The organism is Palleronia caenipelagi (genome assembly GCF_007004065.1).
Lineage (GTDB): Bacteria > Pseudomonadota > Alphaproteobacteria > Rhodobacterales > Rhodobacteraceae > Palleronia > Palleronia caenipelagi.
In genome coordinates this window covers 1-12,512 of sequence record NZ_VFSV01000015.1, presented here as the reverse complement: position 1 = coordinate 12,512, position 12,512 = coordinate 1, and the positions used below count along the sequence as shown (strand labels likewise).

Here is a 12,512-nt window from a genome sequence, read left to right as displayed (position 1 = left end):
CCGGTCACGCAATCGGCGGGGTGACGATGTTTCGTCAGATCCCTGCCCGCCCGTGTGCGCCGTTGCCACGGGTCAAGACTTCTCTAGCAGGCTGAGCGCACTCAGCTTTTCCGTTACCCGTTCCGCAGCGTCCTGCGCCGTCATCTGCGGATCACGCCAGAAGGTCCGAGCGACATTGGAGATCACATTCATATTCTGGGTCCAGGCACGGGACGGCAGGAACAGACGCGGGCGGGAACTTTCCCAGATGGATGCGGAGACCTGCGAACAGCCGTTCAAAGCACTGGAGTCGACACCCTGAAAGGCCGGAATGCCGCCTTTGCGGGTGATATAGAGAGTCTGGTTTGCAGGATCTGAGACCGCGCTCACGAGCGCGCGTTGCCCCGCGATCGCCGCCGGTTCGGCGAGGTCGACCAGTGCGAAGGTATCGAATGCCCAAAGATAATAGTCATTCCCTGGCGGCAATCCGCACGTAAAGTTGCCATCTTCCGGCAAGAGGGGTGAGGCGAAATCGCCGATGACGCTCGCCATCGCCCGACCCGACGCCGTGAGACCAACCGCTTCGGCCCAGGGTAATTCGGCCTCGTTCGGATTGGCCAGAGGTTGCAACCGGCGGAGACTCTGGAAGGCCCGCTCCACATCTCTGATCTCAAAGCCCTGCTCGTCAAAATCCACTGTCAGACTGCGAAATCCAGCCAGAGTGAGTTCGGAGATTAACAGCCCATGCATCAGGTTACGCAACTGCCAGCGCTCGTCTGAGATTGCGAGACCGAAATAACCCGCCTCGCGCGCTGCTTCGGCAGCGGCGATAAACGCGTCCCAGTCTTGGGGGACTTCTGCACCGATGGCGTCGAGCACATCTTGATTATAAATCACATGACTCAAGAGATGGATGCCGGTCGGCAGCAGCAGGTATCCATCCTGATGCGAGACAATCTCTGCAATCTCCGGGCGCATTCCCTCCAGCCGGAGATTGTCAAAATGCTCAGACGAAATTAGGCGGAATACCCCTGCGTCATGGAGCGCGAGCACATCCTCCCGACCACCGATCCACTGGACTGCGGTCGGCGGAACCCCAAGGGTCAACCGCTCGGAGAGGATTGATTTCACACCAGTGAAATTCGTTGTCGTGACCTGTTCCTGCCAATCAACCCCCATGCGCCGTACCGCCTGGCCGAACGCATCAAGAGCGAAGTGTTCCTCGTCGGTCGCCCAGAGATGCAGCATTTCGAGATAGGGTACCTCAGCCCGGACCAGGGCTGGCGTCGGGAGCCCGATCAACGTCGATGCAACGAGACTTTGTATGATCTGCCGGAACCTGCCAAACAATGCGGCTGCCGAAGGTCTAGTCGTACCGTTCGCCGTCAGAATACGCATCGGACACCTCCATCGGGCGACTTTATTGGCCTAATTATTAACTGAGGGTGAACGCAGATGGTTAACGTAACGTAAAAATCTAATAAAAATCGGCCGAAGCGGCGACTTACGGATGTGACAGACCGCTCGGAGATGCTGACAGCTTCAGCGCCGTTGGGCGTGACCAATTCGGCAGAAATTCAACCGGAACCGGAACCGGAACCGGAGCCTCGCATTGTCTACTGGTACGTCAAAATCTTTCTGGAGATCTGTATGTCACAATCTGTTGCCGATGCGCAGCGCCACAAGACGGGGACGAGCCTGCTCGTCCGGGCGGTCGCCGTGCTCCTCGCCATCGCCGGCCTGCCCCTATTTTTCGGTGGCATCTACCTGATCACCCTCGGGGGGTCATGGTATTACACCATCGCCGGTCTCGGTCTGACGGCCGCTGCGATCACCCTGTTTCAAGGTCGCATGGTCGGCGTCTGGCTCTACATGCTGGTTTTCATCGGCACAGCCATTTGGTCCTTCTGGGAATCTGGGCTGGATTTCTGGGCGCTGCTGCCGCGTCTGGTCGCCCCGATTTTCCTTGGTGGGGCCGTTCTTCTTGTTGTTCCCTTCATCCGGCCCGAGGGCGGGCGACCTTACAAGACAGGTGGTTTCGTTCTTGGTGGGCTAGCCTTCATGGCGGGATTTGCCGCGTTTCTGGCGGCAACGCTTTTCCCCCACGGTGTTGTTCAGAACGACATTGATTTCGCTGAAGGCGAGGTGTCGAAAACGACGGCTGCTGCCGGGAATGACTGGCCGAACTGGGGCCGCACCGGCGGTGGCGCGAGCTATGCGCCGTTCGACCAGATTACGCCCGAAAACATCGACCAGCTTGAGGTCGCGTGGACAGCGCGCACAGGCTTTGTCGTTGATCAGAGCAATTTCGAGCAGGATCAGAACACACCGCTTTATATAGACGGGACGATCTACCAATGCGCCCATTCCGGCCAGATCAGCGCCATTGATGGCGTAACGGGTGAGATCAAGTGGCAGTTTGACCCAGAGGCCGAATCCACCGACTGGAAGCGCTGCCGGTCGCTGGGCTGGTTCGATCCGGGCGAAGGCGACCAGTGCGGCCCGCGTCTTGTGGAAACCACCGTTGACGCCCGCCTGATCTCTGTGCGCGCCGACACCGGCGAGCCCTGCGAAACCTTCGGTGACGGCGGCACGGTGGATCTGTGGCCCGGTTTTGGCCCGAAGGATGAGAATTTTGAGTATCTCACCAACTCCTCCGGACCCATTGTCGCTAATGGCGTCATCGTTGTTGGCGGTCGCGTAACCGACAACATTCAAGTCAACAATCCGTCCGGTGTGATCCGGGCCTATGACGCAAAGACGGGCAAAATGGCCTGGGTCTGGGATATGGGGCAGCCTGACCTCAAAGACGTGCCGTCCGGGGGACGGACCTACACGCCGGGCACGCCCAACGCCTGGTCGCTTCTGTCCTATGACGAAGAACTGAACATGGTCTACCTGCCCATGGGCAACGCGTCCCCCGATATCTACGGAGCCTACCGCCGGGATTTCGATGAGAAATACAGCTCGTCAGTCGTGGCGCTTGATCTGTCCACCGGCGATGTGGTCTGGCACTTCCAGACCGTCCACCATGACCTGTGGGACTATGACGTGCCCTCTCAGCCGGTTTTGGCTGACGTGCCGGACGGTGAGGGCGGTACGATCCCGGCGCTCATCCAGACCACCAAACGCTCGCAGACCTTTGTGCTGGACCGCAGAACAGGCGAACCGATCAAGCCCGTGGAAGAGCGGGCGGTCCCCGAATCTGACGGATCGATCGAGGGCGAGCGGTACGCCAGTACCCAGCCCTATTCGCCAGACATCGCCGCAGTGGGTGCCACGCCCTTGCGCGAGCGGGATATGTGGGGCGCGACCCCCATTGATCAGATGCTCTGCCGCATCCAGTTCCGCAAGCTGCGCTATGATGGGGATTTCACCACGCCGGCGCTGGACTGGAGCCTGATCTACCCGGGTCCGCAGGGCGGCATGAACTACGGTTCAGCGGGCATCGACGAAAAGCGCAATCTGATGGTGGTGGTCGGGATGAAACTGGCCTTTGTCCAGCGGCTCCTGCTCACGGAGAACAAGCCTGAGGATGCGGAATATACCGGCGAGGCGGGGCAGTGGCACCCTATGGGCGACACGCCCTACACTATGGAGCGCGGAGGCTTCGTGTCGCCGCTGGGCTTCCCCTGCCAGGAACCTCCCTGGGGCTATGTGACCGCCATCGACCTGAACTCGGGTGAGGAAGTCTGGCGTCAGCCTTCCGGGACGACCAAAAATCTTGCGGTCGGCAGCATGCCTACAGTCCCGGTGCCCTTCTACATTGGCGTCCCGCCGCTGGGTGGTCCGATCATCACCGGCGACATCGTGTGGTTTGGCGGGTTCTACGACTACGGCATGCGGGCCTATCACGTGGAAACGGGCGAGTTGCTCTGGGAAGACGAACTGCCCTCCGGCAGCCAGTCCAAGCCGATGAGCTACGTTGGCAAAGACGGTCGCCAGTATATCGTTATCACCGCCAGCGGTGCACGGTATAACCCGAATGACTGGGGTGACTATGTGGTCGCCTATGCCTTGCCCGAGGGGTCGAACTAAACCAACACGCCCCTGAACTCAAAGGACAGGCCGCCCCTCACCGGGCGGCCTGATTTCTTTTGCTGGTGCCCGGGAAACTCTCCGGTTGATATATGTCAAATTTATCTTACAGTAGATGTGTTAAGCATGATTTACACATCGGAGAGTGACATGCGGATTCTATTTGTACACCCGAACTACCGCTCAGGCGGCGCCGAAATCGCCGGAACATGGCCCCCGGCCTGGGTGGCCTATCTGACGGGTCATCTCCGACAAGCGGGCTTTGACGATGTGCATTTCATCGATGCCATGACAGACAATATTGAGGACGCAGATCTCGCGATCCAGATCGCAGAGCTGCGGCCCGATGTGGTCGGTGTCACCGCCATCACCCCGTCGATTTACCGCGCCGAAGATGTGTTAAAGATCGCCCGCGATGTGGCGCCGGACGCGGTGAGGGTGCTGGGCGGCGTTCATGCGACCTTCATGTTCAAGCAGGTCCTCTCCGAGGCGCCTTGGATCGACGTCATCGTGCGCGGCGAGGGCGAAGAGATCTGCACCGAGCTGATGCTGGCCATCGAGGACGGGCGCTGGCCTGCGGATCGCCATAAGATCAGAGGTCTCGCGTTTCGCGACGGAGAGGAGATCGTCTCCACCCCCGCCGCGTCGACGGTCAAGGATCTCAGCAAGATCAAGCCCGACTGGACGGTGCTGGAGTGGAGCAAATACATCTACATCCCGCTGGGCACCCGGGTGGCGATCCCGAACCTCGCGCGCGGATGCCCCTTCACCTGTTCCTTCTGCAGCCAGTGGAAATTCTGGCGCGACTACCGCGTGCGCGACCCCAAGGATGTGGTGGATGAGATCGAGGATCTGGTCGAGAACCACGGCGTAGGGTTCTTTATCCTCGCTGACGAAGAGCCCACGATCAACAAACGCAAATTCATCGCTTTCTGCCAGGAGCTGATCGACCGTGACCTGCCCAAGCGGGTAAAATGGGGGATCAACACGCGAGTTACGGATATCTACCGCGACCGCGACCTGCTGAAATTCTACCGCAAGGCCGGGTTGGTCCATGTGTCGTTGGGCACCGAGGCCGCCGCGCAGATGAAGCTCGACCAGTTCAACAAGGAAACCAAGGTCGACGAGAACAAGACTGCGATCCGTCTCTTGCGCGAGGCTGATATCCTTGTGGAGGCGCAGTTTATCGTCGGACTCGACAATGAGACCGCTGAGACGCTGGAGGAAACCTACCGCATGGCCTGGGACTGGCAGCCGGATCTGGCGAACTGGTCCATGTACACGCCCTGGCCCTTTACCCCGCTCTTTCAGGAGCTGAAGGATCAGGTAGAGGTCTATGACTTCTCCAAATACAACTTCGTCACCCCGATCATGAAGCCCGCCGCCATGGAGCGGGGGGAACTGCTCGACCGGGTGATGAACAATTACCGGCGTTTCTATTCCCGCAAAGCCCTGTTCCACTATCCGTGGCGCGGCACAGGCTTCCGGCGGCGGTATCTGTTGGGCTGCCTCTATGCCTTCATGAAGGCCGGGTTCCAGCGGACGTTCTATGATCTCGGAAAGGCTGGCTATTGGGGCCCGCAGACGAAGAAATCGGTGGATTTCCACTTCGATGAGACCCGGCAGCTGGCCGAGGCGCAGCTCGAAGACTGGGAGGCCTCCGCCGACAAGGCCGCCCGCGCCGCCGAGCGCCGCGAAGCGGTGCGGGCGCAGATGAAAGAGCGCGCGACCGAGCGGGGAGAGGGCTTCAAGATGCCAAACGGCGCCGAGATCCGCGCCTGTGGCGGCGGCACACAGCAGATGGAGGATGTCTGAGGACGAAAGGGCGGCGGGGCTGATTGGCCCCAACGCCATCCTGCAACTCCTGCCCCAGCTCGCCCGTCTGGGTGACGCGGAGGGAATGCTGGCCCGCGCCGGGGCGACGATCCCCGACGGCACAGAGATGATCCCCGAGGGAGAGGCCGCGCGGCTGCACCGGCTGTTGCGGACTGAGCTTCCTGATCTCGCATCCGAACTGGCCGCCGCCGCGGGGCGCGATACGGCGCGATACATCCTCGCCCACCGCATCCCCCGGCCCGCGCAAATGCTACTGCAGGCCCTGCCGGCGCCGCTGGCCGCCCGCGCCCTGTCCCGCGCGATCACGAAACACGCCTGGACCTTCGCTGGATCCGGCCAGTTCCGCGCCATCGATCCGTGGGATTTCGAAATCCGTCACAACCCGCTCATCGCGGGCGAGACCAGCGACGTGCCGCTGTGTCACTGGCACGCCGCAGTGTTTGCGCATCTCTATCAGACACTTGTCCACCCCGGTTGCACCTGCACCGAGACCACGTGTGGCGCCCAGCCGGGTCACGCCACCTGCCACTTTACCCTTCACAGGTCCTAGCTTTTCTCAGAACTTCCACGCGGCCGTCAGGGTCGTCAGGTCCCCGTCAAAGCGGTTTTTCGTCTCGAAATCATGGATGTACTTCCCGAGCACGGAGAGCTGGCCCCCGGCAAATTTCGGGAACCAGACAAAGCCCGGCCCGATCCCGGCCCCTTTCCCACGAAAGCCGCCCAGACGCGCGCCTGAGCCACTATCATCGCTGATTTGCCGGTAGTAGTACCCGCGCAGACCGACCGCGAGCGTATCGCTCAGGAACTGATTGACGGTGAAATCCACGTGAAATTCGTCGCCGGAGTCGTAATCAGTGTCATCGTTCTCGAGATTGAACAGCAGGCCGGGCGCGATGGAAAACTCCGTCTTCGTGACCTCGTTGAAATAGGTCATAGCAAATGTGGTGTCGAAGCCCCAGCGATTGAGCCCAACATTGACCACGTCATCCTTGTCATAGCCTCCGGTGGGGATGAAAATCGTCTCCGCCAACTTGTAGGAGAAGCGGCCGCTGCTCCAGTTCAGCTGGATCGGGGTGATGGCCATGTCACCGATGGAAAAAGAGTCATCATTGACCGACACGCTGCGATTACCGAGGCGACTGGTCAGCGTCGCGTCCAGATCCGCCCGTCCCACAGGCAAGGCCGCCCCGACAGTGTAGGTGCCGCCAAAGACCTCCTGATCGAATGTGTAGCTGGCAGAAAGGATCCCCAGCGACAGGTCGAGATCCACACCAAAGTTCAACTTGCCCTGCGCAACGACCTCATCAACCTCGCCACTGCAATAAAGCGCGGTAAAGGCCACCTGCAGGCCCGGTTCGGGTGACTGGGCCAACACGATATCACCGGCGGCACCCGGCAAATACAGGCTGAACCCACTTTCAACAGCGGCAGCCGGACTGACAACCAGCGGGGTAAGTGACATGGCAAGTATAGCAGGTATGTAACGCATGGTCTTTCCCCACTGGATTGACCTAAATTTGGCGCGATTCCATCTCCACGAGCAGTCTAACACTTGACCTGTCATGAGAGAACCGATCCGCTCGGAGCATCTTCCGAAGAGGTGTTTCGCCAAATCGGGACCGGGCGGCGTGACATGCCCGCCACGTCGCGCTAGGTCCCTGCGAAACTGATACACGGAGGGACGGATGGCTGATCTTCTGACCATCGAAAATGCCGGCAACCTGCTGATGCTGCTGTTTCTGCAAGCGGTTCTGGGCTTCGACAACCTGCTCTACATCTCGATCGAGTCCCAGCGGGCACCGGTCGCGCAGCAGAAATCAGTGCGCTTCTGGGGCATCATCATCGCCGTGGCCTCTCGCGTCGTGCTGCTCTTCGTGATGGTGCGCCTGATCGACGCCCTGTCCGATCCGTTCTACATATTCGACTGGGAGGGCGTGCTGACCGGCGGCGTCAACTTCTCGACCGTGGTCTTCATCTTCGGCGGCATCTTCATCATGTACACGGCGGTCAAGGAGATCGCTCACCTGCTCTCGGTCGAGGATACCCACGCCGATATCGAAGGGAAATCCGGAAAATCGGCCCTGCAGGTTGTCCTGCTGATCGTGTTCATGAACCTGATCTTTTCCTTCGACTCCGTGCTGTCGGCACTGGCAATCACCGATGTCTTCCCAGTCCTGGCCACCGCAATCGTCCTGTCGGGCCTGCTGATGCTGCTGCTCGCGGACTGGGTGACGGCCTTTATCCAGAAAAACCGCATGTTCGAGGTTCTGGGCCTGTTCATCCTGCTGATCGTGGGCGTGGTTCTGCTGGGCGAAGCGGGGCAGGCTGCCGTGCATGGCGCCGAGGCCATGGGCATGGATCATGACAGCGCCAAGGATCTGGCCCTGAAGGTCTTTGGCTACGAGATCGTGCCGATGTCAAAATCGACCTTCTATTTCTCGGTGCTGGTGCTCTTTGCCGTCGAGATCATCCAGTCCGGCTATTCCCGGAAGCTGGCCGCGGAGCGCAAAGCCCAAAGCGGTGGATCTCTGCACGGCTGACCCTAGCCGCACGGAGTGCGGCATCCTATGTCAAAGGTGTTAACAACCGGAGACGAAGATGCCGCGCCTGATCCTGATCGCCCTCATCGCCTTCCTTGGCGCAGTGGTTCTGAGCGGGGTTATCCGGCACGTCAGCCCGGCCGCCCGTCAGGCGGGCACCGGGCTCCGAACCCTGACCCGAGCGGGAGATCCCCCGATGCAACGTTTGTCCTACCTGCTGCTCGTCGCTCTGATCGTCTACGCGGCGATCTGGGGAGGCGGCTGATGGCGCAGAAATACACCGGACCCCATTCCCCCGGCACCTCCTCGACATGGGACGGAGCGCGCAGGTCCCGGGCTGGCGCCCGCGCCAACGCGCTGTTCATCGCGCCGATCCCACTGCTGTTTACCGGATGGGGGCAAGATCCATCGGGCCTCGCGATGGATCTGTCAGCGTTCTTTGCACTGATCGCAGCAGCGAAGCTGACCCGTGACGGCCTGCGGGCAGAGGATGCCTATCTCGCCCGCGTCACCGCGCGCCGACCGGCCTTGCCGCGCAAGGCTCTCGGCGCCGCTCTGCTGGGCCTCGGCCTGTTCCTCGCCGGCCTGCCCTCGATTGGCGGCGGACTGGTGCTGGCAGCGCTGGGAGCAGCGCTCCATGTGGGTGCCTTTGGCTTCGATCCCTGGCGCAACAAGCTGCCGGGTGGCGCCCCGGTCTGGCAGGCGGAACGTGTCGCCCGCGCCGTGGACGAAGCCGAAAGCCACCTCGCCTCCATGCGCAAAGCCATTGAAGGCACCGGGGACCGCAAGCTCGTCACCCGCGTCGATCAGTTTATCGCCACCGCCCGCCGCCTGTTTCGCCGGATCGAGCAGGACCCCCGCGACTTGCCCCAGGCGCGCCGGTGGCTCGGCGTGTACCTGCTCGGCGCGCAGGAGGCAGCGCGGAAATACGCAGATCTCTCCGCAAAGGCTCGAACTGAGCAGGATCGCGCGCAACTTGTTGCGTTGCTCGACGATCTGGATCAGGGTTTCGCACAACGGACAGAAACATTGTTGCTGGACGATCGCGCCGATCTCGGCATCGAGATTGATGTGCTGCGCGAGCGTCTGGACCGCGAAGGGCTGGCTTTGAAAGCCCTGGAGGAAACGGAATGAGTGAGACACCCAAAACCGCTGTTGCGAAGATGCAGGAAGACATCGATGCGCTCGAAGAACTCGCCGCGCCGCGGGCCACCAACGTGCCCGTCTACGCTGAGGCGGACGGCGAGACCCGCGCCGCCATCGATCAGCGTTTGTCGCAGATCGACATGAGCGACACCGGCTCGATCATCGGGTTTGGCGCCCCGGCGCAACTAGAGCTGCAAAAGATCAGCCAATCCATGCTGGCCGACGTGAAGGCAAAGGATGCCGGTCCGGCGGGCGACAGCCTGCGCGAGATGGTCGCCGCGATCCGGGGCTTTTCCTCCGAAGAGCTCGATGTCCGGCGCAAGCGGACCTTCTTTGAAAAGCTTCTGGGCCGCGCCGCGCCCATTGGCCGCTTCATGGCGAAATACGAGGATGTGCAGTCGCAGATTGACGAGATCACGACCACACTGCACGGGCATGAGCACCAGCTCCTGAAGGATATCAAAGCGCTGGACCTGCTCTACGACAAGACACTGGCATTCTACGAGGAACTGGCGCTCTATATTGCCGCCGGTGAGGAAAAGCTGCGACAGCTCGATGCCGAGACGATCCCTGCCGCCGAAGCTGCGGCAAGCGACGGGCAGGGCGACGACATGATCGACGCGCAAGCCCTGCGCGATCTGCGCACCGCCCGCGATGATCTGGACCGCCGCGTGCATGACCTGAAGCTCACGCGACAGGTCACCATGCAATCCCTCCCCTCGATCCGGCTGGTGCAGGAGAACGACAAGTCGCTGGTCGTGAAGATCAACTCTACGCTCGTCAACACCGTGCCCCTCTGGGAGACCCAGCTGGCACAGGCGGTGACGATCCAGCGCAGCGAAGACGCCGCCGATGCGGTGCGCGAGGCGACAGATCTGACGAATGAACTGCTGACTTCCAACGCGAAGAACCTCCGCGAGGCCAATGCGAAAGTCCGTACGGAGGTTGAGCGGGGTGCCTTTGACATTGAGGCGGTGAAGGCCGCCAATGCCGAGCTGATTGCCACGATCGAGGACAGCCTCGCCATTGCCGATGCCGGGAAGCAAGCCCGTCAGACGGCTGAACAGGATCTCGTCAAACTGGAAGCCGAGCTGCGCGACACACTGTCCCGCGCGAAGTCTCAAAAGGTCGAGCAGGCGATTTGACAACATGACGAGCAAACTCACCCTGGCAACTCTCGGCCTGTTTACACTGGCTGGCTGCGCTCAACAATTTATGGCGGAACCTCCCGTGGCGCCGCCGCTTGAAACCGCTGCGCTCCCTGCGCCGGTCTCTCCGGTACCGCCGGCGCCAGCGGCCCACACGCAAAAGCCGGCTCGCCCTCAGGATAGCACGCTGGGCGACTATTATCAGCTCGTCCAGAACCGGCTCCTGCGGCAAGGCCTGTTGCGCACGGATCGGGGTGGCGCCGACACGCCGTGGGACGCGGACAGGCTCGCGCGCACATTCTTCGATCTGGCCTTTTATGAGGAATACGCGCCCAACAGCGGTGTCCACACCGCCCAGCTCACCCGTGCAAATCTGCGCCGTTTTGACAAACCGGTGCGGATCGAAATGCGCTTCGGCGACTCCGTCCCTGCGGAAATGGAAGCCTCAGACCGGGCCGAGGTGCGCAGCTACGCTGACCGGCTGTCCCGGGCCACCGGGCACCCCGTCTCGACTGTCGGAAGTGGCGGGAACTTCATCATCTTTGTGGTCGACGAAGATGAACGCCGATCGCTCGGACCAGAGCTGAAGCGGCTCGCACCGGGACTGACCGACCAGGCCCTGAATACGTTGCTCGACCTCCCACAGACCACATACTGCGTCGTGTTCGCCGTCGATAATTTCAACAATAACAAATACTCGCGTGCCATCTCTATCATCCGCGCGGAACACCCAGACTTGTTGCGGCAATCTTGTTACCACGAGGAAATCGCCCAAGGGTTGGGGATGTCGAATGACAGCCCTCGCGCACGCCCCTCGATCTTTAACGATGACGAGGAATTTGCGCTCCTGACCGACATGGACGAAAGATTGATGGGCATTCTGTACGATCCGCGTCTGCGCGCCGGGATGAGCCTCGAAGAAGCTCGCCCCCTCGTTCGCCTCATCGCAGAGGAGCGCGCGGGCGGCAGCTACTGAGTCCTCTCCGATGCCTGACAAGGCGGCCCTGAGCATTTGAAGAAACCGGGCGGCACCTCCTCGAACCCTGTCGAGGTGCCTTGAAATTCGCAAATCATGTGGCTGACATCGGACATGGCACCGCGGCAGTCCATCGCCAGCCCCCCTCGCAGCAGGATTGCCCGCACCCGGCCTCGGCAAGACAAAAGGCCTGTCGACCAATTTATAGAGGACATTGCACCGCAGCACCGATTCGGCGCCAGTTCCACTTGGATAGCCCCACGCGAACAGCGCCGACCCCAGGCATTGATCCTTATCTTCATGCAGCGGATCAAGGCTATATGTACTGTATCAAGGAGCTTTCATTATATATCCGCGCCCCGGTGGCGTCTGGTGTGCTGAGGTGGGTGATCCACGATCCACGAGGATGACGCTCATGTCGCAGATGATTACGGTACGGCTCGATCCGGCGGAGACGGTAGCACTGGGTGCGCGTGGCGTGGCGCATTGTTGGGCCGGGCGGTGGTCATGATCGCGTCGGCCTATGTGGAGCCAATCGCGCGCGCTACAAGCCTAGTTGTTTGATCCCACGGTTTGATGGTGTGATCCTTTCTCAGGAATGGAAGGAAGCATTATGGGACAAGTTCGTCACGGGAGCGCCTCGACCACGCACGCTGTCAGAGCTGCAATACAGCGATCGCAAGCTTCGCTCGCGCAGCTGAGCAAGGAGCTGGGCATCAATCCCAAGACCGTCGCGAAGTGGCGCAAGCGGGCGACGGTGGAGGACTTGAAGACTGGGCCGAGGGAGCCGCGTTCGACCGTTCTCACCGAAGCGGAGGAGGCCATGATTGTCGCATTCCGGCGTCATAC

The 12,512-nt window shown here is 61.1% G+C and carries 11 protein-coding genes; 9 read left to right on the top strand and 2 right to left on the bottom strand.

The genetic code is table 11. The features are described 5' to 3' along the window. Window positions 1-72 precede the first annotated feature (72 nt). Window positions 73-1,377: an extracellular solute-binding protein gene (locus tag FEV53_RS10215; RefSeq protein ID WP_142834719.1), complete on the bottom strand. Its 1,305-nt coding sequence runs from the start codon at window positions 1,375-1,377 to the stop codon at window positions 73-75. Between the two features lie 252 nt (window positions 1,378-1,629). On the opposite strand from FEV53_RS10215, the gene FEV53_RS10210 reads away from it, so the two are divergent. From FEV53_RS10210 to bchJ, 3 genes are all read left to right on the top strand, one after another. Then, the gene (locus tag FEV53_RS10210) at window positions 1,630-4,017 is read left to right on the top strand and encodes a membrane-bound PQQ-dependent dehydrogenase, glucose/quinate/shikimate family (protein WP_142834718.1); all 2,388 of its coding nucleotides are present in this window, start codon (window positions 1,630-1,632) and stop codon (window positions 4,015-4,017) included. A 150-nt stretch (window positions 4,018-4,167) separates the two neighbouring features. Then, window positions 4,168-5,832, top strand: coding sequence for a magnesium-protoporphyrin IX monomethyl ester anaerobic oxidative cyclase (gene bchE, locus FEV53_RS10205; protein WP_142834717.1), 1,665 nt, complete (start codon window positions 4,168-4,170; stop codon window positions 5,830-5,832). Continuing rightward, window positions 5,825-6,403, top strand: a complete 579-nt coding sequence (gene bchJ, locus FEV53_RS10200; protein ID WP_142834716.1) for a bacteriochlorophyll 4-vinyl reductase — start codon at window positions 5,825-5,827, stop codon at window positions 6,401-6,403. The genes bchE and bchJ overlap by 8 nt, the downstream gene beginning before the upstream one ends. 6 nt (window positions 6,404-6,409) lie before the next feature. Here bchJ and FEV53_RS10195 read toward each other — a convergent pair whose 3' ends face one another. Then, window positions 6,410-7,342 (bottom strand): SphA family protein, encoded by a 933-nt coding sequence (locus FEV53_RS10195; RefSeq protein WP_185962163.1) that lies wholly within the window; start codon window positions 7,340-7,342, stop codon window positions 6,410-6,412. Between the two features lie 196 nt (window positions 7,343-7,538). On the opposite strand from FEV53_RS10195, the gene FEV53_RS10190 reads away from it, so the two are divergent. The 6 genes from FEV53_RS10190 to FEV53_RS10165 form a co-directional block, all read left to right on the top strand. Continuing rightward, on the top strand, window positions 7,539-8,393 hold the full coding sequence (locus FEV53_RS10190; protein ID WP_142834714.1) for a TerC family protein: 855 nt from the start codon (window positions 7,539-7,541) through the stop codon (window positions 8,391-8,393). 58 nt (window positions 8,394-8,451) lie between these two features. Then, window positions 8,452-8,658 carry a hypothetical protein gene (locus FEV53_RS10185; RefSeq protein ID WP_142834713.1) on the top strand — a complete coding sequence of 69 codons (207 nt, stop codon included), beginning with the start codon at window positions 8,452-8,454 and terminating at the stop codon, window positions 8,656-8,658. Further along, a complete protein-coding gene (locus FEV53_RS10180) occupies window positions 8,658-9,527 on the top strand; it encodes a 5-bromo-4-chloroindolyl phosphate hydrolysis family protein (protein ID WP_142834712.1) in 870 nt (289 codons plus the stop codon). The genes FEV53_RS10185 and FEV53_RS10180 overlap by 1 nt, the downstream gene beginning before the upstream one ends. Further along, window positions 9,524-10,684, top strand: coding sequence for a toxic anion resistance protein (locus tag FEV53_RS10175; RefSeq protein WP_142834711.1), 1,161 nt, complete (start codon window positions 9,524-9,526; stop codon window positions 10,682-10,684). Before FEV53_RS10180 ends, FEV53_RS10175 begins: the two co-directional genes overlap by 4 nt. A gap of 85 nt (window positions 10,685-10,769) precedes the next feature. Further along, on the top strand, window positions 10,770-11,663 hold the full coding sequence (locus tag FEV53_RS10170; protein WP_246100781.1) for a DUF2927 domain-containing protein: 894 nt from the start codon (window positions 10,770-10,772) through the stop codon (window positions 11,661-11,663). A 613-nt stretch (window positions 11,664-12,276) separates the two neighbouring features. After that, window positions 12,277-12,512 (top strand): helix-turn-helix domain-containing protein (locus FEV53_RS10165; RefSeq protein WP_425465470.1); only part of this gene is annotated, 236 nt, incomplete at its 3' end.

Coding starts and splice junctions, on each gene's coding strand:
- FEV53_RS10215 (WP_142834719.1), bottom strand. CDS start 1,377: ATGCGTATTCTGACGGCGAACGGTACGACTAGACCTTCGGCAGCCGCA.
- FEV53_RS10210 (WP_142834718.1), top strand. CDS start 1,630: ATGTCACAATCTGTTGCCGATGCGCAGCGCCACAAGACGGGGACGAGC.
- bchE (WP_142834717.1), top strand. CDS start 4,168: ATGCGGATTCTATTTGTACACCCGAACTACCGCTCAGGCGGCGCCGAA.
- bchJ (WP_142834716.1), top strand. CDS start 5,825: ATGTCTGAGGACGAAAGGGCGGCGGGGCTGATTGGCCCCAACGCCATC.
- FEV53_RS10195 (WP_185962163.1), bottom strand. CDS start 7,342: ATGCGTTACATACCTGCTATACTTGCCATGTCACTTACCCCGCTGGTT.
- FEV53_RS10190 (WP_142834714.1), top strand. CDS start 7,539: ATGGCTGATCTTCTGACCATCGAAAATGCCGGCAACCTGCTGATGCTG.
- FEV53_RS10185 (WP_142834713.1), top strand. CDS start 8,452: ATGCCGCGCCTGATCCTGATCGCCCTCATCGCCTTCCTTGGCGCAGTG.
- FEV53_RS10180 (WP_142834712.1), top strand. CDS start 8,658: ATGGCGCAGAAATACACCGGACCCCATTCCCCCGGCACCTCCTCGACA.
- FEV53_RS10175 (WP_142834711.1), top strand. CDS start 9,524: ATGAGTGAGACACCCAAAACCGCTGTTGCGAAGATGCAGGAAGACATC.